Origin of the sequence: Streptomyces scabichelini (genome assembly GCF_011045015.1) — a bacterium.
Classification (GTDB): domain Bacteria; phylum Actinomycetota; class Actinomycetes; order Streptomycetales; family Streptomycetaceae; genus Streptomyces; species Streptomyces scabichelini.
Window position 1 is genome coordinate 52,953 of record NZ_JAAKZY010000015.1, and the last position, 18,877, is coordinate 71,829.

General features: G+C 69.6%; 15 protein-coding genes. 9 read left to right on the forward strand and 6 right to left on the reverse strand.

The window, feature by feature from the left end:
• Positions 1-55 precede the first annotated feature (55 nt).
• Together G5C60_RS07300 and G5C60_RS07305 are read right to left on the reverse strand one after the other, a co-directional pair.
• Entirely contained in the window at positions 56-2,812 is a 2,757-nt protein-coding gene (locus tag G5C60_RS07300; protein WP_241266568.1) for a PAS domain S-box protein, read from the reverse strand.
• Entirely contained in the window at positions 2,809-4,179 is a 1,371-nt protein-coding gene (locus tag G5C60_RS07305) for a sugar ABC transporter substrate-binding protein (protein WP_241266569.1), read from the reverse strand. Before G5C60_RS07305 ends, G5C60_RS07300 begins: the two co-directional genes overlap by 4 nt.
• A 171-nt stretch (positions 4,180-4,350) precedes the next feature.
• On the opposite strand from G5C60_RS07305, the gene G5C60_RS07310 reads away from it, so the two are divergent.
• From G5C60_RS07310 to G5C60_RS07325, 4 genes are all read left to right on the forward strand, one after another.
• The gene (locus tag G5C60_RS07310; protein WP_165255879.1) at positions 4,351-4,701 is read left to right on the forward strand and encodes a response regulator; all 351 of its coding nucleotides are present in this window, start codon (positions 4,351-4,353) and stop codon (positions 4,699-4,701) included.
• A 192-nt stretch (positions 4,702-4,893) separates the two neighbouring features.
• Positions 4,894-5,841, forward strand: coding sequence for a hypothetical protein (locus G5C60_RS07315; protein ID WP_165255881.1), 948 nt, complete (start codon positions 4,894-4,896; stop codon positions 5,839-5,841).
• A gap of 152 nt (positions 5,842-5,993) precedes the next feature.
• Positions 5,994-7,025 carry a substrate-binding domain-containing protein gene (locus G5C60_RS07320; protein ID WP_165255883.1) on the forward strand — a complete coding sequence of 344 codons (1,032 nt, stop codon included), beginning with the start codon at positions 5,994-5,996 and terminating at the stop codon, positions 7,023-7,025.
• Positions 7,022-7,933 carry a PfkB family carbohydrate kinase gene (locus tag G5C60_RS07325; protein WP_165255885.1) on the forward strand — a complete coding sequence of 304 codons (912 nt, stop codon included), beginning with the start codon at positions 7,022-7,024 and terminating at the stop codon, positions 7,931-7,933. The genes G5C60_RS07320 and G5C60_RS07325 overlap by 4 nt, the downstream gene beginning before the upstream one ends.
• Positions 7,934-7,959: 26 nt before the next feature.
• On the opposite strand, the gene G5C60_RS07330 is transcribed toward G5C60_RS07325, so the two are convergent.
• Positions 7,960-8,814 carry an MmyB family transcriptional regulator gene (locus G5C60_RS07330; protein ID WP_165255888.1) on the reverse strand — a complete coding sequence of 285 codons (855 nt, stop codon included), beginning with the start codon at positions 8,812-8,814 and terminating at the stop codon, positions 7,960-7,962.
• Positions 8,815-8,914: 100 nt separating this feature from the next.
• Between G5C60_RS07330 and G5C60_RS07335 the strand changes: the two genes are divergently transcribed.
• Complete coding sequence (locus tag G5C60_RS07335; RefSeq protein ID WP_165255890.1) at positions 8,915-9,487, forward strand: YceI family protein; 573 nt, start codon at positions 8,915-8,917, stop codon at positions 9,485-9,487.
• 122 nt (positions 9,488-9,609) lie between these two features.
• Here G5C60_RS07335 and uvrA read toward each other — a convergent pair whose 3' ends face one another.
• Positions 9,610-12,618 (reverse strand): excinuclease ABC subunit UvrA, encoded by a 3,009-nt coding sequence (gene uvrA / locus G5C60_RS07340; RefSeq protein ID WP_165255893.1) that lies wholly within the window; start codon positions 12,616-12,618, stop codon positions 9,610-9,612.
• Positions 12,619-12,841: 223 nt separating this feature from the next.
• Here uvrA and G5C60_RS07345 point away from each other — a divergent pair, with 223 nt between their 5' ends.
• Both G5C60_RS07345 and G5C60_RS07350 read left to right on the forward strand, forming a co-directional pair.
• On the forward strand, positions 12,842-13,528 hold the full coding sequence (locus G5C60_RS07345) for a maleylpyruvate isomerase family mycothiol-dependent enzyme (protein ID WP_165255895.1): 687 nt from the start codon (positions 12,842-12,844) through the stop codon (positions 13,526-13,528).
• A 10-nt stretch (positions 13,529-13,538) separates the two neighbouring features.
• Positions 13,539-14,195, forward strand: a complete 657-nt coding sequence (locus tag G5C60_RS07350) for an MBL fold metallo-hydrolase (RefSeq protein WP_165255897.1) — start codon at positions 13,539-13,541, stop codon at positions 14,193-14,195.
• Positions 14,196-14,501: 306 nt separating this feature from the next.
• Here the strand turns inward: G5C60_RS07350 and aroQ are convergent, their stop codons facing one another.
• The gene (gene aroQ, locus G5C60_RS07355; protein ID WP_165255899.1) at positions 14,502-14,975 is read right to left on the reverse strand and encodes a type II 3-dehydroquinate dehydratase; all 474 of its coding nucleotides are present in this window, start codon (positions 14,973-14,975) and stop codon (positions 14,502-14,504) included.
• Positions 14,976-15,088: 113 nt separating this feature from the next.
• Between aroQ and G5C60_RS07360 the strand changes: the two genes are divergently transcribed.
• Together G5C60_RS07360 and G5C60_RS07365 are read left to right on the forward strand one after the other, a co-directional pair.
• A complete protein-coding gene (locus G5C60_RS07360) occupies positions 15,089-16,135 on the forward strand; it encodes a S66 family peptidase (RefSeq protein ID WP_165255901.1) in 1,047 nt (348 codons plus the stop codon).
• A 93-nt stretch (positions 16,136-16,228) separates the two neighbouring features.
• Positions 16,229-17,497, forward strand: coding sequence for an MFS transporter (locus G5C60_RS07365; RefSeq protein WP_165255903.1), 1,269 nt, complete (start codon positions 16,229-16,231; stop codon positions 17,495-17,497).
• A gap of 123 nt (positions 17,498-17,620) precedes the next feature.
• Here G5C60_RS07365 and G5C60_RS07370 read toward each other — a convergent pair whose 3' ends face one another.
• The gene (locus G5C60_RS07370; RefSeq protein ID WP_165255920.1) at positions 17,621-18,619 is read right to left on the reverse strand and encodes a TerC/Alx family metal homeostasis membrane protein; all 999 of its coding nucleotides are present in this window, start codon (positions 18,617-18,619) and stop codon (positions 17,621-17,623) included.
• Between the last annotated feature and the right edge of the window lie 258 nt (positions 18,620-18,877).

An 18,877-nucleotide genomic window follows, 5' to 3' on the forward strand; every position in this document is an offset into this window, starting at 1 on the left:
GTGACCGAGTCCAGGACTCCCCCTCGTTGGACCCCTGCCGCGTACGCTCCGGGCGTCACATGTCCGGCGACGGCCCTCCGCCCGCGTCCGGGGACAGCTCCGGCAGCGGCAGCCGTACGGTCATCGTGGTGCCGTCGTCCGGCGGGCTGCTGATGGTCAGTCTGCCGCCGATCGCCTCGACCCGGTCGGTGAGCCCGATCAGTCCGGAGCCACCGCGGGGCTCCGCTCCCCCGACCCCGTCGTCCCGTACGACGACCTCCAGGACGTCGTCGTACGTCCGCGCCCGCACCTCGACCACGGTGGCGCGCGCGTGCTTGGCGGCGTTGGTGAGGCATTCGGAGATCACGTAGTAGACGGCCACTTCGGTCTGCTCCGGCAGGCGGGTTCGCGGCAGTTGCAGGTCGAGCTCCACGGGGACGGCGGAGCGCCGGGCCAGGGCGCGCAGGGCGGGGCCCAGGCCGCCCTTGGAGAGGATGGCCGGGTGGATGCCCCGGGAGATCTGCAGGACATCCTCGAAGACGTCGTCCAGACCCTTGCCGATGTGGGCCAACTGCTCGACCAGCTCGGCCGGTTGGTCCGCCGCCATGGACTCGGCCATCCGCAGATCCAGTTGGAGCGAGACCAGTCGCTGCTGGACGCCGTCGTGCAGATCGCGCTCGATACGGCGGCGGGACGCGTCCGAGGCGGCCACCACGCGCGCGCGTGAAGCGGCCAGTTGGTCGCGGCTGTCGGCGTTGGCGATGGCGGTGGCGATGAGTTCGGTGAAGTCGGCGAGGCGCGACTCGGTCCCCGTAGGCAGCGGTTCCGGGCGCGACGAGGAGGCGACGACGGCACCCCACAGGCGGTCGTCGACGACGATGGGCGCCCCTACGGAGCGGCCGACGCGGGCCGCCCGCTGTGTCCGGGCCACCTCCCCCGCCGCCTCCTCGCCCCCCGTCGCGGGCGCATGGGCGGAGCCCAGTACGGTGGCGGCGCCGTCGGCCTCGTACCGCAGGACCGCCGCGGAAGTGGTGCTGAGCAGTCGCCCCACCTCCTGCGCGACGGCCGTGAAGACCTGGTCCGGCGGGACGCCGCGGGCCACCAGGGTGGCGACGTTGCGCAGGGCGGCCTGTTCGCGGGTGGCGCGGCGGCTCTCGGTGACGTCCCGCGCGGTGGCGTAGATCAGTCCCTCGTCGGTCACCGGGCGGGCGATCCACTGAAGCCAGCACTCGGTGCCGTCGCCGCGCACATACCGGTTCTCGAACTGACGGTGCTCGACGCCTGCCGCCAGCCGGTCGAGGGCGGCCAGCGAGCGTTCCCGGTCTTCCGGGTGGATGAAGTCGGTCCATGGCTTGGAGAGCAGTGTTTCGGCGGAGTACCCCAAGATGCGCTCGAAGGCCGGGTTGACGCGCTTGAAGTAGCCGTCCAGGCCCGCGATGCACAGCAGGTCCAGGGAGAGGTTGAAGATGCTCTCCAGCTCCCGTTCGGCCTTGTGGCGCCGCCCGTGGGCCGCGGCGAAGGACGCCATGGTGCCGTTCATGCCGCTCAGCAGCTGCGCCCAGGTCCCGTCGAAGGCGGCGACGTCGGCGCGGTGGCCGAGCCGGTTGTCGTCGATCGCCGTGTTCATGGTGCGGATCTCGGCGGCGAACCGCTCGCTGCTCACATGGAGTTCGCGGAAGGTGTCGGCGACGTCGCCGATCTCGTCGCGTCCCGTGTAGCGGATGTCGTGCGACAGGTCTCCGGCCGTGAGGGCGTTGGCGCCTTCGGAGACCTCGTCGAGCGGGCGGGTGATCGAGCGGCGGAGGGCCAGGGCGAGGACGGTGACGGCGAGAAGCATCACTACGGAGAGGGCCAGTTCGCCTTCGCCACGGTTCTTGACGGCTTGCAGGTCGTGGTCGGCGTCGGTGGTCAGTTCGTCCATGGTCGCGTCCGCGATGTCGCGCAGGGCGGCGAGGCGGTCGCTGGACGCGGTCAGCCAGCGCTCCAGGGAAGGGAGTTTCGCGGTGTCGCCGTAGGTCAGGGCCTCGCGCGTGGCGCGGACGGTGCGGCCCGCGGGCTGGAGCAGCACACCGGACAGCCGGGCCTGGAGCCGCCCCGACACGTTCCGCCGGAAGGTTTCGAGCTGGGCGGTCTCCAGTACCTGCCAGCGGCCGACGGTGGCGACCCGGGCGTCCGCGGGCGCGGCCGCGAGGAGTCCGGCCAGCTCGACGCGTTCGCGCTCGGCGGCCTCGATGGCCTCCAGGGCGCCCACGTAAGCGTCGGCGGACCGGCCGGCGTCCCGGGAGGGGCGGCTGGAGTCGAGATCGTGGATGGTCTTCAGCAGGCCGTCGATGATGCTCGCGTAGCTCCGCTCGATCCCGGGTCCGGTGAGCGAGCCGCTGCCCGCCTCCAGTCTGGCCGCGCGGAGTTGGCGGCGCGTCGCGTCGAGTCGGCCGGGGATGTCGAGGTGTCCGGTCCGGTCGGCGGCACGGGCGTTCGCGGCGGTGAGTGCCCGGTCCGTCGCGCGCCGGGCCGCGGTTCGTTCGTCGGTCACGCCCGGCCGGTCCGGACGTATCTCAGCGAGGACCGTCGTAAAGCGCTCGCGGGCCAGGGCCTCGGTGAGCGCGGCGGTGTCGAACGAGACGCGCGTGGCGGCCCTGAAGTCCCGCAGAGTGCGGGCCTCCTGCCACTGGGCCATGGCCGAGAAGACCGTGAAGGCGAGCAGTCCGGAGACCGGCAGCAGGACCAGCAGCATGAGCTTGGTGCCGACGCGCAGTCGGGCCAGCAGCGGGACTCTGGCACCCGCCTCGCCGGTTCTGCCGGTCCTCCTCGTACCTCTGCCGACGGCTTTCATGGCCCGGCCGACGGATAGCCCTGGTGGTCGGCCAGATCCTTGTCGATCCGGCGGACCGCATCGTCCAGGGCGGCCTTGACCGGGGCACGGTCGACCATGATCTTCACGAACGCCCGCGCGAAGGCCCCGGTGACCGCCGGATAGGCCGGGGTCTGCGGCCGCGGCCGGGCCACACCGCTCTTCAGCTGCTCGATGAACAGCCGCTCGGCACCGCCCTCGGCGAACCGGGGCGAGAGCTCGACGGCACTGTCCGTCGCCGGAATCGCTCCGTTGGCCTGACTCATGCGGCGCACCTCCTGAGGCCGCAGGAGGTACGCGAGGAACCGCCAGGCCGCGTCACCGTCGGTGGCGCCCGCTGTGATGCCCCACTGCCAGGAACCCATACCGGTGACGGTCCCCTTGCCGAAGTCGGGCAGCGGAACGATCTCCACGTCGTCCGGGAACGCCTCGGTGTACTCGCCGAACAACCAGTGCCCCACCCAGGAGACAGGGCTGCGCCCCTTTGTGAACGCCTTGTCGTCCGTGTTGGGGTCGATCAGCCCCTCCTTGGCCCAACTCTGCATGACGGTCATCGCGCCGACCGCCTCCGGCCCGTTCAGGAAGCCGTCCGCCGTACGGTGGTCCTCGGGATCGATGAGGTCGCCGCCGGCCGACCAGATCGCGGGCGCGAAGCCGTACGTGTTCCACTCGTCGCCCGAGAGCGTGTCGTTGATGCGCAGGTCGAGGGGTTTTTCATAGCCCTCCTTGCGCAGCTTTCGCAGGATGCCGGTCAGTTCGGTGGCCGTCCAGGCGTCGTCGGGGCCGCTCGGCACCCGGACGCCGGCCTGCTTCAGCACGGAGGGGCGTACGTAGAGGCCGAGTCCGGAGTCAAAGGTGCCGACGCCCCACAATCGGCCCCCATAGGTGCCCTGTTGGCGGATCGAGGGCAGGAGATCGGACTTCACGCTCTCGGGCACACAGGAGTCGATCGGCTTCAACTTGCCTGACCACGCGTAGTTGTAGAGATGCGGGCCGTCGAAGTCGAGCAGGTCGGGCAGCTCGCCGCTTTCGGCCGCCGAGAGGACCAGCTCGGTGTACGGGCGCTCCTCGGGCAGGGTGATCAGCTCGACCTGCACGTCTTTCTGGGCACCGTTGAAGTCCTTGACCTGGCGGCGCAGCGTGTCGAGTTCTCCGCTCGGGCCCGCGTGGAACCACACGGTGATGTCGGTGGTGCCGCCGAGCTTTCCGTCGCAGGTCGTGTCGCCGCGCTCCGCGGAGCGTTCACCGTCGCCTCCGCCCCCGCCGCAGCTTGCGACCAGCAGGGCGGCGGACAGCGCGCCCGCGAGGAGCAGGCGGCGCGTCCCGGATCTCCTGTTGAGCAGCTTCATCACGCATCCCCACCCGACCGACAGGACACGGTCACCCCAGGGCATCGACATGCTACCGCCGGTGACCCACCACTGCTCTCCGTAAACAGGAGGCAATTTTCCGGCACAGGCCGTCAGCACTTTCCGGCTAGCGGGAAAGCCAAGGTGCACACCGGTTGGGAAGCTGTCCGCATGTCCATGCGCTGTCTTCTCGTCGATGACAGCGCCCGGTTCCTGGAGGCCGCGCGCGCCCTGCTGGAGTGTGGCGGGGTACTGGTCGTCGGCACCGCCTCGACGGGCGCGGAGGCGATCGCCCGAGCACGGGAACTGGCCCCGGACGTCGCCCTCGTGGACCTCGACCTCGACGGCGAGAACGGCCTGGAGGTGGCGGACCGGCTCGTGGACAGCGTGCCCGCGGTGATTCTCGTCTCGACGCACTCTCTGGAGGACTTCCAGGAACTGGTGGCGGCCAGCGCGGCCCGCGGCTTCCTGCACAAGTCGGCGCTGTCGGCGCGGGCGATCCAGGAGTTACTGGAGTTGTGACAGTGCCGAACGCCACCGGTTGAGCATCAAGTGTTGTCCGGCTGTGATCAACACGCTTCAATGCGGGATGACTTGGGGCCGTGAACCTCGGCGTACGGATTTCAACCTCGCCCGCACACCGACCGGATGGCCTCTCCGAACGGCGCGAACGGCCCGACCAGCCGTTGTGAGTATTCACAGAAAGGCTCCTGCATGCGGCACGGCATACAGCAAGCGGACGTCGCCACGGCCGAACTGGAGACGGCGCTGCGGGACGGCCCCTTCCATGTCGCCCTGCGCGCCGCGATCGCCGCCCGCGGGCTGCCACTGCAGCGTGTCCAGCACCATCTGTCGCGGTACGGGGTCAAGGTCGGTGTGACGAGCCTGAGTTACTGGCAGCAGGGCGCCCGGCGCCCACAGCGCCCCGAGTCGCTGCGGGCCGTGCGCGCCCTGGAGGAGATCCTCCAGCTGACTGACGAGTCGCTGGTACGGCTGCTCGCCCAGGCCGACGAGCGCCCCGACCCGGAACACCCCGCGGCGCGCTCGTACCGCTCCCTGGTGGAGGCCACCGGCGTCCTGGAGAAGCTGCTCGCCGAGCTGGGGGCGTCGCTCGACAGCGGACTGCACACCCTCGGCCATCACGAGCAGGTACGGATCGGCGCGCGCCGGGAGCTGTCGGGACGCGACTCGCACCACATAGTGCGCGCCCACAAGGACGGCGTCGACCGCTATGTGGCCGTCCATCACGGAGACCCGGGATGCGCACCGGAGCGGATGACGGTGCATGCCCTGGAGAACTGCCGTACGGGACGCGTGCGGTGGCACCACGACACCGGGGTGCTCGTGGCGGAGCTGCTCTTCGACGCACGGCTGCGTACGGGTGACACGCACCTGTTCCGCTACGGCGTCGAGGACGGCACGGCGGGCGCGTCCAGGGAGTACGTCCGGGGCTTCGGCGCCTCGGGCGGGCAGTACACCCTCGAGGTGCGGTTCACCGAGGACGTGCTGCCCGTGCGCTGCCACCGGTTCACCCAGCACTCGGCGGCGGCGCCGCGCAGCGGCCGCCAGGAACTGACGCTGAGCGACCGCCACCGGTCGGTGCACATGGTCGAGCCGCGGGTGCGGTCGGGGATCGTGGGGATCGGCTGGGACTGGGAGTGAGCGCCTGAGCCGGCGCTTGCGCGCAGGCTGACGCAAGCGTTTGCGTAAACGTTTGCGTAAACGCTTGCGCAAGCGTTTACGTCGACCACGCCATGGGGTACGGTCCGACCCAGACAACGCCCGACCCGACCGGGCGAGGGAGGGGCTCCACAGTGGCGACGATGGTCGACGTGGCCCGCAGCGCGGGCGTCTCCGTCGCGACGGTCTCGCATGTGCTCAACGACACCCGCCCGGTGCGGCCGGCCACGCGCCAGGCCGTGCTCGACGCCATCGACGAACTGGGCTACACGCCCAACACGCTGGCGAGATCCCTGGTCACGGCACGTACGCGGTCCATCGGGCTCGCGGTGTCGGCGATCAGCAATCCGTACTTCACGGAGATCCTGCAAGGCGTGGAGGCCGGCGCTCTGGAGCACGGTTACAGCCTGCTGATCGCGGACCCGCACGACGATCCGGCGCACGAGCGCAAGGTGGTCCAGCTGCTGCACGAGCGACGGGTGGACGGCATGATCGTCGCGCCGTCGGCGGCACCGGGCGAGCTCATCGGCTATCTCGGGCGGCATGACGTACCGACGGTGTTCCTGGACCGGCTGGTCGACGAGACCGCGGCGCCCGGCTTCGAGTGCGACCAGGTCTGCGCGGAGAACGCCGAGCCCGTCGCGCGTCTGGTCACCCACCTCGCCGAACTGGGCCACAAGAGGATCGGCCTGGTCGGCGGCCTGCCGGGGCTCAGCACCACGAGTGAGCGGATCTCCGGTTACCGGCACGGGCTCGCGTACGCGGGGCTTCCGTACGACGAGCGGCTGGTGGTCCACGGCAACTCCGAGGCGGCGGGAGCCGAGCGCGCGACCGGCGGCCTGTTGTCCCTCCCGGTGCCGCCGACGGCGCTCGTCACCGCGAACAACGCCATGACCATCGGCGCACTGCGCGCCCTGCGCGAGCGGGATCTGTCGGTGCCAGGTGACGTGGCCCTGTGCTGTTTCGACGACTTCTCCTGGGCGGACCTCTTCTCGCCCCGGCTCACCGCGATCTCCCAGCCCAGCAAGGAGATCGGGGCCCAGGCCGTACGGCTGCTCCTGGACCGGCTGGCCTCCCCCGGCCGTCCGGCGCGTACGCTCCGGCTGCCCTCCACCTTCGTCCACCGCACCTCGTGCGGCTGCCCCGAGAAAGGACCCGACTCGTGATCGTCGTCGCCGGTGAGGCCCTGATCGACCTGGTGCCGAGGGAGGCGGGCGCGCTCGCGGGACTCGATCCGCGGCGCGGCGGCGGCCCCTACAACACAGCGGTGGCCCTGGGCCGCCTCGGCTCCCCCGCGGCCTTCTGCTCCCGGGTCTCGTACGACGCTTTCGGCGAGGCCCTGCTCGACGGGCTGCGCGAAGCGAATGTCGACGTGTCGTCCGTGCAGCGGGGCACCGAGCCGACCACACTCGCCGTCGCGTCGATCGGCACGGACGGATCGGCCCGTTACTCGTTCTATGTCGAGGGCACGGCGGACCGGCTGTTCTCGGCGCCGGACCAACTCCCGGCCGGAACAAGGGCCGTGTCCTTCGGCACCTGTTCACTCGTCCTCGAGCCGGGCGCGAGTGCGTACGAGGAGCTGATGCGGCTCGCGTCCGCGCAGGGCGTGTTCACCGCGCTCGACCCGAACATCCGCTCAGTGCTGATCTCCGACGCGGACGCCTATCGGGCCCGCTTCAAGAGCTGGCTGCCCTCGGTGTCGCTGCTCAAGCTGTCCGAGGAGGACGCGGAGTGGCTCGGCGGAACCCCGCGCGAGTGGCTGGCGTCCGGCCCCGGGGCCGTGGTGGTCACGCGGGGCGGCGACGGCCTGACCGTCTTCACCCGCGACGGCGCGGAGTACGCCGTACCGGGCGAACGGGTCGACGTGGTGGACACGATCGGCGCCGGCGACACGGTGAACGCGGCGCTGCTGCACGGTCTCGCCGCCCGCGACGCCCTGTCCGCGGCGGCGCTGACGGGCCTGGGAGCCGAAGGCTGGGGTGAGTTGCTGCGGTTCGCGGCGCGCGCGGCGGCGATCACCTGCTCACGAGCGGGCGCGGAGCCGCCGTACGCCTCTGAGGTGGGCGACTTCTAGACGGTCTGTGCGGCCACCGGCGGGCGTCAGTTGCTGACCGCGCGCAACTCGCCGGGCCGGCGGCCATTGAGCCGGTCGAGCGCGTCGGCCGTGGCGTCGTCGGCGGGCAGGTGCACGATCAGGCGCTGGCCGTCGTTCGGCAGGGCGAGTGTCTCCTGGGCGAGCCGCAGAGGGCCGGCTTCGGGGTGGGCGACGAGGTCGGTTCTGGTCCGACGGGGCATGACGGGTGCGGCGGCCATGCGGTCGGCGAACGGGGCCCCGGCCATGATGGTCAACTCGTCGATCAGCGCGGCCACATGGGGATCGCTGGACGGCACCTCGTGCCGGAAGACGGCGACCTGCTCGTCGGCCACGCGGTCCCAGTCCGGGAAGGCGGTGCGGGCTCTCTCGTCCGTGAACACGTAGCGGAGGATGCTGGGATGCGCGCCGTCGAGCAGCCCCAAGGGAGCCGCGAGCCGTTCATAACCGGTGGTGTACGCGAGGATGTCGCCGAGCGCGTTCAGGAGGACGGCGGGGGTGGGCTCCAGCCGGTCCAGCAGGGCTCGCGTGGTGGGGCGCACCGTGCGGCTCGGCGCCATCCCGGCGCTGCAGAGCACGGCGTCGTCGCCCGACTCCTTCGAGAGGCGGCGCAGCAGGATCCGGTCGGGCGCGGCCAGCCGCAGCGCGTCCGCCAAGGCGCCGAGCACCTGGGGCGACGGATTGCGGTCGCGGCCCTGTTCGAGCCGGGTCAGGTACTCGACACTGATGTCGGCCAGCGTGGCCAGCTCTGCACGGCGCAGCCCCGGCGTACGACGACGGGGTCCGGTGGGCAGCCCCACCTCGGCGGGTGTGACCGCCTCACGGCGCGTGCGCAAGAAGGCGCCCAGCTCGTTGTCGCTCACCCAAAGAACGTATCAACGCACGAGCACCGGAGGGTGGCCCTGTCACTACCAGCCTCAGCCCGGTCTCCCTCCCGCCCGGTGCCTCTCCCAGAGTGGACGCATGGCAAACGACAACTCCCCGACCGCAGGGACCGCTTCCACTCTCCCGCTGCTCCCCGGCAACTGGGAGCTCGACCCCCTCCACTCCGCCGTCAACTTCAGCATCCGCCACCTGGGCATCGCCAAGGTGCGGGGCCGATTCAGCGAGGTGAAGGCCGAGTTGTACGTGGGTGAGTCGGCCGACGACATCAAGGTGAGCGCCGAGATCGCGCTGGCCTCCATCGACACCGGCAACGCCGACCGTGACGCGCACACCCGCTCCCCCGAACTGCTCGACGTGGCGAGCCGTCCGACTATGACGTACCGGTCCACTCGCGTGTCCGGAAAGGGCGAGGAGTGGTCGATGGAGGGCGAGTTGACGATCGGCGGGGTGACCCGTCCGGTGACGCTCGACGTGGAGTTCGGAGGCGTGGTGGACTCCGTCGTCGACAACCGTAGGCACGCCGGCTTTGAGGCGGCCGGCGAGATCCGGCGCAGCGACTTCGGCCTGGACTTCGGCGCCGGGCTGCTCGGTGATGTCGTCAAGATCCAGCTGGACATGCAGTTCGTCGAGCCGCAGGGGCAGAGCGGCTGACCGTGCAACGCGCCGCGCCCCACGGGGAGTTCCCGTGGGGCGCGGCGCATTCGTGCGGGCGGGGTGTACGCGTACGGGCCGGGTGTATGTCTACGGGCCGGGTGTACGCGTACGAATCCGGCTCAGGCCTTCCTGGCCCGCGTCGTCTTCTTGGCCGGAGTCGCCTTCTTGGTGGCCGTGTTGTCGTCGGCCTTGGCCGTCGCCGTGGTCTTCGTCGTCGACTTGGCGGCCACCGTCTTCTTGGCCGCCGCCCTGCGCGGAGCCTTCACCGGTTCGGCGTCACTGATCCGCTCGGCGCCCAGAACCTCGCGCAAGAACTTGCCGGTGTGGCTGGCCGGCACTCCGGCGACCTGCTCGGGTGTGCCCTCGGCGATGACGAGGCCGCCGCCGCTGCCGCCCTCGGGGCCCATGTCGACGACCCAGTCCGCGGTCTTGATGACGTCGAGGTTGTGCTCGATGACGATGACCGTGTTGCCCTTGTCGACCAGGTCCGAGAGGACCGAGATCAGCTTGCTGATGTCCTCGAAGTGCAGACCGGTGGTCGGCTCGTCGAGCACGTAGACCGTACGTCCCGTCGACCGCTTCTGGAGTTCGGAGGCCAGCTTCACACGCTGGGCCTCACCGCCGGAGAGGGTCGGCGCGGGCTGGCCGAGGCGCACATAGCCGAGACCGACGTCGTTGAGGGTCTTCAGGTGGCGGGCGATCGCGGGCACGGCCTCGAAGAAGCTGTGGGCCTCCTCGATGGGCATGTCCAGGACCTCGGAGATGGACTTGCCCTTGTAGTGGACCTCCAGGGTCTCCCGGTTGTAGCGCGCCCCGTGGCAGACCTCGCAGGGGACGTACACGTCCGGCAGGAAGTTCATCTCGATCTTGATGGTGCCGTCGCCGGAGCAGTTCTCGCAGCGGCCGCCCTTGACGTTGAAGGAGAAGCGCCCCGGCATGTAGCCGCGGACCTTCGCCTCGGTCGTCTCCGCGAACAGCTTGCGGACGTGGTCGAAGACTCCGGTGTACGTCGCCGGGTTCGACCGCGGCGTGCGGCCGATGGGCGACTGGTCGACGTGCACGACCTTGTCGACGAGGTCGTCGCCGTCCACGCGCGTGTGCCGCCCGGGAACGTTCCGGGCGCCGTTCAGCTCGCGGGCCAGGTGCGTGTAGAGGATGTCGTTGACGAGCGTCGACTTGCCGGATCCCGAGACGCCCGTGACGGCCGTCAGCACGCCCAGCGGGAACGACACGTTGATGTCCTGGAGGTTGTTCTCGCGGGCGCCGTGCACTGTGAGTTTGCGGATCGGGTCGGCGGGGCGGCGGATGTCCGGGAGCGGGATCTCCTTCTTGCCCACCAGGTACTGCCCGGTGATCGACTCGGGATTGGCCAGCAGTTCCTTCAAGGGGCCGCTGTGCACGACCTTGCCGCCGTGCTCGCCCGCGCCGGGGCCGATGTCCACGATCCAGTCGGCGACCTTGATGGTGTCCTCGTCGTGCTCGACGACGATGAGCGTGTTGCCCATGTCCCGCAGCCGGACCAGGGTCTCGATGAGTCGGTGGTTGTCGCGCTGGTGGAGGCCGATGGAGGGCTCGTCGAGGACGTAGAGGACGCCTACGAGGCCGGAGCCGATCTGGGTGGCCAGGCGGATGCGCTGGGCCTCGCCGCCGGAGAGGGTGCCCGCCGCGCGGTTCAGCGACAGGTAGTCGAGGCCGACGTCGACGAGGAACCGCAGCCGTTCGTTGACCTCCTTCAGGACGCGCTCGGCGATCTTCTTGTCGCGCGCGTTGAGCTTCATCTCGCCCAGGAAGTCCGCGCAGTCGCTGATCGACATCGCGGAGACTTCGGCGATCGACTTCCCCAGGATGGTGACCGCGAGGATGAGCGGCTTGAGGCGTGTGCCCTCACAGGTGGGGCAGTGCACCTCGCGCATATAGCCCTCGAAGCGCTCGCGGCTCGCGTCGCTCTCGGCCTCGCTGTGCCGCCGCTTCACGAAGGGGACGGCCCCTTCGAAGGGCGTGGTGTAGACGCGCTCGCGACCGTAGCGGTTTCTGTACCGCACCTCGATCTGCGTCTTGTGCCCGTACAGGAGGGCCTTCTTGGCGCGCTGCGGCAGGCCCGCGAAGGGGATGTCGGTCCGGAATCCCAACGCGTCCGCGAGGGCTCCGATGAGGCGCCCGAAGTAGTCCTTGGTGTGCCCGTGCGACCAGGGGTGGATGGCGCCCTCGTCGAGGGACTTCTCCTCGTCCGGGACGATCAGCTCGGGGTCGACCTCCATGCGCGTGCCGATACCCGTGCACTCCGGGCAGGCGCCGAAGGGCGAGTTGAAGGAGAAGGAGCGGGGCTCCAGCTCCTCGAAGGACAGGTCGTCGTACGGGCAGTAGAGGTGCTCCGAGTACATGCGCTCGCGCTCGGGGTCGTCCTGGGGAAGGTCGACGAAGTCGAGCACGACCATGCCGCCGGACAGGCCGAGCGCGGTCTCCACGGAGTCCGTGAGGCGGCGCTTGGCGCCCTCCTTCACCGTGAGACGGTCGACGACCACCTCGATGGTGTGCTTCTCCTGCTTCTTCAGCTTCGGCGGGTCGGAGAGCTGGATCGTCTCCCCGTCGACCCGGGCCCGGCTGTACCCCTTGGTCTGGAGATCACCGAAGAGATCGACGAACTCGCCCTTGCGCTCACGCACCAGCGGCGACAGGACCTGGAAGCGGCTCCCCTCCGGGAGCTCCAGGACCTTGTCGACGATGGCCTGCGGCGACTGGCGCGTGATGGGGCGGCCGCACTCGGGGCAGTGCGGCTTGCCGATGCGCGCGAAGAGCAGGCGCAGGTAGTCGTAGACCTCGGTGATGGTGCCGACCGTCGAGCGCGGGTTGCGCGAGGTCGACTTCTGGTCGATGGAGACAGCCGGCGACAGACCCTCGATGAAGTCGACGTCCGGCTTGTCCATCTGCCCGAGGAACTGCCGGGCGTACGAGGACAGCGACTCGACGTACCTCCGCTGTCCCTCGGCGAAGATCGTGTCGAACGCGAGCGAGGACTTGCCCGACCCGGACAGACCCGTGAAGACGATGAGCGAGTCGCGCGGGAGGTCGAGCGAGACGTTCTTGAGGTTGTGCTCGCGCGCCCCACGGACGATGAGACGGTCGGCCACGCCGGTCCGCACCTTTCTTGAGAGAAGTGACAGGGGCGGGGCCCCCGTCTTTTTTCAGACTAGGGGGAGCCACTGACAGCGCCGGTTGGTTTCCCTGGTTGGTAACAATCCCGGGTCATCCAGCATGCCCGACGCCGCGCATGAGCCTATAGCACGGGCATTCGATTTGCAGGGGCGGTCCGCCGCCTTCACCCGAAGGTGTGGTGGGGCTAGGGTCGGGCCCATGATTGATCACGCGCGCGACCTGGTCTCTGTGTGTGACGCGACCGACCGGCTACTCGCCGCAGTCGCCAAATTGGACAGCGCCGCCGTGGCCGAGCCGTCACGGCTGCCCGGCTGGACGCGCGGGCACATTCTCGCCCACCTCGCCCGGAACGCGGACGCGCTCGTGAACGTCCTCGCCGGGCGGCCCATGTACGCGAGCCCCGCCACCCGGGACGCCGAGATCGAGCGGGACGCCCCGCGCGCGCTCGACATCCAGCTCGCGGACCTGCGCGAGAGCGCGGGCCGCTTCCAGGACGAGGCCTCCGTCTCGGGGGACTGGTCCCGCACGGTGGAACTACGGAACGGAGTGAAGGACTCCGCATCCCGGGTGCCGTTCCGGCGGTGGGTCGAGGTGGAGCTGCATCACGTGGATCTGGGGATCGGGTACGAGCTGGAGGACCTGCCGGAAGAGTTCACGGAGCGGGAGATCGACTTCCTCACCGAGCGCTTCGCAGGGCATCCCGATGTGCCGCCCACCCGCGTCACGGACGGCACGCGCGCGTGGAGCACGGGAAGAACGGCGACCGAGCCGGAGGTCACCGTCACGGGGCCATCGGCCGACCTCCTCGGCTGGCTCTGCGGCCGCCGCGACGGATCCCCACTGAGCACCGACGGCGGTCCGCTCCCCGCACTCCCCCCGCTATAGGGTGATGAACATGACGTACAGCGGAGCGGTGAAGGTCGGCGGCCCTGCGGATGTGCACGAGCTGCAGGACCTGATGATCTCCAAGGTCGCGGTCGGACCGATGGACAACAACGCCTATCTGCTGCGCTGCCGGGCCACGGACGAGCAGCTGCTGATCGACGCGGCCAACGACGCCGGGACGCTGCTCACGCTGATCGGCGGTGACGGCATCGCGTCCGTGGTCACCACGCATCAGCACGGCGACCACTGGCAGGCACTGGCGGAGGTCGTGGCGGCCACGGGCGCGCGTACGTACGCGGGGCGGGCCGACGCGGAGGGCATTCCCGTACCGACCGACGTCCTGGTCGACGACGGCGACACGATCCGCGTGGGGCGCGTGGAGCTGACCGCGCGCCATCTGGTGGGGCACACGCCCGGCTCGATCGCGCTTGTCTACGACGATCCGCACGGGCCTCCCCATGTGTTCACGGGTGACTGTCTCTTCCCGGGCGGTGTCGGCAACACGCGTAAGGATCCGAAAGCGTTCGCCAGCCTGATCCACGATGTCGAGACGAAGATCTTCGATGTGCTGCCGGACGAGACGTGGGTCTACCCGGGACACGGCAACGACACGACGCTGGGCGCGGAGCGGCCGCAGCTGCCGGAGTGGCACGCGCGGGGCTGGTGAACTGCACAGCGCCAGGGGTGAGTTGGTGAACCGCTTGGCGGGCGCGTGCCGTCGCGCGCCCCGTGTGAACCGAGCGCACACGCCGGTGTCACGCGCGCGCTCCCGGCGCACGGAGCCGCGCGGTCCACTGGAAGCAGCCCGCGCAGGAAGACGGCTCCTGAGCGGAGGGGCCGCCGGCCATCCGATCCCCGCCCTCGGGCCGGCGGCCCGCCACGGCGGCGGTCGGTCGACGTCCGGCGGCCGGCCACCACCGCGGTGTCACGGGAAAACATATGCCTGGCTCGCGAGGCTCACAGTGATGAACCCTCAGGTCTCCGCCCGACCCGCTCCCGCCAGCGCCACGACCCGCTCCACCCCGAACACGTACCCCTGCACGCCACATCCCGCGATCACGCCGTCGGCGCGGAGCGAGACGTACGAATGGTGCCGGAACTCCTCGCGCTTGTGGATGTTGGAGATGTGGACCTCCAACACGGGCATGCCGTCACAGGTGTTGAGGGCGTCCAGGATCGCGACGGAGGTGTGCGAGTAGGCACCGGGGTTGATCACGATGCCGACGTGGTTCAGGCGCGCCTCGTGGATCCAGTCGACCAGCTCGCCCTCGTGGTTGGACTGGCGGAAGTCCACCCTGCCGCCGTGCGCGGCCGCCGCCTTGACGCACATCGCCTCGACGTCGGCGAGCGTGTCGGAGCCGTAGATCTCCGGCTGACGCTGCCCCAGGAGGTTGAGATTGGGGCCGTTGAGAATCATGATCGGGGCGTTGGCGAGGGTGCGGGGCACTGTTCCTCCGGTCCTGTCGGCTGAGTCGTCGCCCGAGGGCGCCGTTCAGGTCTGCTGCTCAGCCTCGGTTTATCACGGTGCGCCGGAGCGGTGACGGCTCGTACGCTCCGGTCATGACGACACCGACGTACCCGCCCAAGCCGTCACCCGGCGACCGGATCGCCGTCATCTCGCCGTCCGCGGGACTCCCGGGCCTCTTCCCACTCCCCTACGAGCTGGGCCTGGAACGGCTGCGCAAGGAGTACGGCCTCGAACCGGTCGAGTACCCGACGACCCGCAAGATGGGCGCAACGCCTCAGGAGCGGGCCGACGACATCCACGCGGCGTTCGCCGATCCGACGATCAAAGCGGTCATCGCGTCGATCGGCGGTGACGACCAGATCACCGTGCTGCCGCTGCTGGACCGGGAGTTGATCCGCGCGAACCCGAAGCCGTTCTTCGGCATGAGCGACAACACGAACCTGCTCGCGTATCTGCACAACACCGGGATCGTCGGCTATCACGGCGCGACCGTGATGTGCGAACTCGGCCGTCCCGGCGCCATGCACCCTCTGACCGCGGAGTCGCTGCGGGCCGCGCTCTTCACGTCGGGCGCGTACGAACTCAGGCCCGCCGAGCGTTTTCGTGACATCGACCGTCCCTGGGAGTCCCCGGAGACCTTCGCCTCCGAACCGCCGACCGAGCCCGGTGGCGGCTGGACCTGGCATCGCCCGGAGCGGGTGGTCGAGGCCCGCTCCTGGGGCGGCTGCATCGAGATCCTGTCCTGGCTGCTGATGGCGGACCGCGAGATCGCCCGCGATCCCTCCGTATACGACGGGTGCGTGCTCCTCCTGGAGACCTCGGAGGACATGCCGAGTGCCAACGACGTCTTCTGGATCCTGCGGAGCATGGGCGAGCGTGGACTGCTGCAACGCTTCCCCGCCCTTCTGATGGGCCGCCCCAAGGCGTGGTCCTTCGCGCAGCCCAACGACACGGAGACGAAGGCCCGTTATGTACGGGAGCAGCATGAAGCGGTACTGCGGGCACTGGAGGCGTACAACCCGGACATGATGGCCGTCTTCGATGTGGACTTCGGACACACGGATCCGCAGTTGGTCATCCCCTACGGAGGCACTGTTCGCGTGGACGGGCCCGCACGGCGCATCACGGTCACATACTGACGGCGGCTGAGCCCCCGCACGCCCCCGTAACCACCCGTCACGGTGGGTAGTTGACGCGGCATGCACAACGTACGCTCCGTAAGGGCACCCTCCATGTTGCGGCTCGCGGCCGCTTCGCTCGCCGGGACGGCGATCGAGTTCTACGACTTCTTCATCTACGGGACGGCGGCCGCGCTCGTCCTGGGACCGCTGTTCTTCCCGACGTTCTCGCCGGTGGCCGGGACACTCGCCGCCTTCGCGACCTTCGGTGTCGGTTTCGTCGCCCGGCCGCTGGGCTCGGTCCTGTTCGGGCACATCGGGGACCGGCACGGGCGGCGGCCCGTTCTCGTCATCTCCTTGTTGCTGACGGGCGCCGCGACCGTCGCGGTCGGCTGCGTACCGACGTACGACACGATCGGCACGGCCGCTCCCGTGCTGCTTCTTGTGCTGCGTTTTCTGCAGGGGCTCGGGCTCGGCGGGGAGTGGGGCGGAGCGGTGCTGCTGACGGCGGAACACGCGCCCGCCGAGCGGCGCGGGCTGTGGTCGAGCTTTCCGCAGATCGGGCCCGCGCTGGGGTTCGTGCTCGCCAACGGCGTGATGCTGGTGCTGTCGGCGACGCTCTCCGACGCGCAGTTCGCGGCCTGGGGGTGGCGGGTGCCGTTCTGGGCCGCGGGGGTGCTGGCCGTGGCGGGGCTGTGGCTGCGCTCCTCGCTCGCCGAGAGCCCGCAGTTCCTCGACATCGACGACCACGCGCGCGTGCCGCTCGCCGAAGTGGTGCGCGGTCACTGGCGGCTGGTGCTGCTGACAGCCGGGGCGCTCGCCATCGGGTACGCCGTGTTCTACGCGGTGACGACCTGGTCCCTCGCCTATGCCACCGAACGGCTCGGAGTGAGCCGTACCGTCATGCTGGCCTGCATCATGGCCGCTGTCGTCGTGAAGGGCGCCCTGACACCCGTGGTGGCGATCCTCGGCGACCGCTACGGCCGACGACCACTGTGCCTGATCGGCTGCGCGGCGACCGCGCTCTGGATGTTCCCGATGGTCGCCCTCCTGTCGACCGGCGAACCTCTGCTGATGTTCCTGGGCTTTCTGGTGGCGATGCTCGCTTTCATCACCATGTTCGCCGTGATCGCCGCGTATCTCCCGGAGTTGTACGAGCCCCGCGTGCGCTGCACGGGAGCAGCCGTGGGCTACAACCTCGGCGGAGTGCTCGGCGGCGCGCTCACGCCGATCGTGGCGACGGCGGTGGCCCAGGGCGAACGCGTCCCCTGGGGTGTGGCCGCGTATCTGACGGGCATCGCGCTGCTGAGCCTGGCGTGCTTCACGCTGCTGCCGGAGACACGACCGGTGCGAGTGGTCGCGGCAGAGGCCGCCGTGGGATGAGACCAGGGCGGGACCAGTGCGCCCAAGACCGTTCGGGGCGTGGACACAGGCAGCACCGGGAGCGGTGGTCGGCGGTTCGCCGAGCATCGCTCCCGGTGCTGGTTGTTCCTGCGTCCGCGGCTGTCAGGCCTCGATGCTGTCCTTCGATGCGCCTTCGGTCTCCTGCGCCGCCTCGGCCGCCGCCTGCTTCTTGGAAGCCATCAGGCTGGTGATCGTGGTGACGATCAGGACCGCGCAGATCACGCCGAGCGAGACCGGGATGGAGATCTCCGGGACGTGGACGCCGGACTCGTGCAGGGCGTGCAGCACCAGCTTGACGCCGATGAAGCCGAGGATGACCGACAGGCCGTAGCTGAGATGGACCAGCTTCCTGAGCAGGCCGCCGATGAGGAAGTACAGCTGCCGCAGACCCATCAGCGCGAACGCGTTGGCCGTGAAGACGATGTACGGGTCCTGCGTCAGGCCGAAGATCGCGGGGATCGAGTCGAGCGCGAAGAGTACGTCCGTCGTGCCGATCGCGAGCATGACGACGAGCATCGGCGTCATGACCCGCTTGCCGTTCTGCTGGATCCACAGCTTGGTGCCGTGGTAGCGGTCGGCCACACCGAAACGCTTCTCGACGGCTTTGAGGAGCTTGTTCTCCTCCCACTCCTCCTCGGGCTCGTCGGCCCTGGCCTCCTGGATCAGCTTCCAGGCGGTGTAGATCAGGAAGGCGCCGAAGATGTAGAAGATCCAGGCGAAGCTGGAGATGATCGCGGCGCCCGCGGCGATGAAGATCGCCCGGAGCACGAGCGCTATCAGTACGCCGATGAGCAGAACCCGCTGCTGGTACTGCGAGGGCACCGAGAACTTCGCCATGATCAGGACGAAGACGAAGAGGTTGTCGACGCTCAGCGACTTCTCGGTGATGAAGCCGGCGAAGAACTCTCCGGACGGCTGTCCGCCGCCGAAGACGAGCAACCCGAGTCCGAACAGCCCGGCCAGGGCGATCCAGACGATCGTCCAGATTCCGGCTTCCTTGATCGATACGTCGTGGGGTTTGCGGCCGATGAAGAAGTCGACCGCGATGAGGGCGGCAAGGCCCACGATGGTCAGGACCCAAAGGGTCGTCGAAACATCCACTGCGCCTCCGGCAGTACGTAACGGCAAATGTCAGCGTCGTCGCTGCCGGAGGTCTCTTCCACCCGGAACACCTGGGGCGTGTGACACGCCTGGTGTCTCGGGCCGACGCCCCGGGATCTGGCCAGATCCGTATTGACGGGTACGCCGCAGTAGGTAGGGAGTACTCCCCTCCGCACGAATTACAGTACCCCAATCACCAAGGATTGGTAAAGAGATTGGCAAAGGAAAGGGCAAATGTGCAGGTCAGGATGGTTGACT

What these genes read in the sequence shown, in the direction of transcription:
- G5C60_RS07300 (WP_241266568.1), bottom strand. Translation starts at nt 2,812, where the DNA reads ATGAAAGCCGTCGGCAGAGGTACGAGGAGGACCGGCAGAACCGGCGAG.
- G5C60_RS07305 (WP_241266569.1), bottom strand. Translation starts at nt 4,179, where the DNA reads ATGAAGCTGCTCAACAGGAGATCCGGGACGCGCCGCCTGCTCCTCGCG.
- G5C60_RS07310 (WP_165255879.1), top strand. Translation starts at nt 4,351, where the DNA reads ATGTCCATGCGCTGTCTTCTCGTCGATGACAGCGCCCGGTTCCTGGAG.
- G5C60_RS07315 (WP_165255881.1), top strand. Translation starts at nt 4,894, where the DNA reads ATGCGGCACGGCATACAGCAAGCGGACGTCGCCACGGCCGAACTGGAG.
- G5C60_RS07335 (WP_165255890.1), top strand. Translation starts at nt 8,915, where the DNA reads ATGGCAAACGACAACTCCCCGACCGCAGGGACCGCTTCCACTCTCCCG.
- G5C60_RS07345 (WP_165255895.1), top strand. Translation starts at nt 12,842, where the DNA reads ATGATTGATCACGCGCGCGACCTGGTCTCTGTGTGTGACGCGACCGAC.
- G5C60_RS07350 (WP_165255897.1), top strand. Translation starts at nt 13,539, where the DNA reads ATGACGTACAGCGGAGCGGTGAAGGTCGGCGGCCCTGCGGATGTGCAC.
- G5C60_RS07360 (WP_165255901.1), top strand. Translation starts at nt 15,089, where the DNA reads ATGACGACACCGACGTACCCGCCCAAGCCGTCACCCGGCGACCGGATC.
- G5C60_RS07365 (WP_165255903.1), top strand. Translation starts at nt 16,229, where the DNA reads ATGTTGCGGCTCGCGGCCGCTTCGCTCGCCGGGACGGCGATCGAGTTC.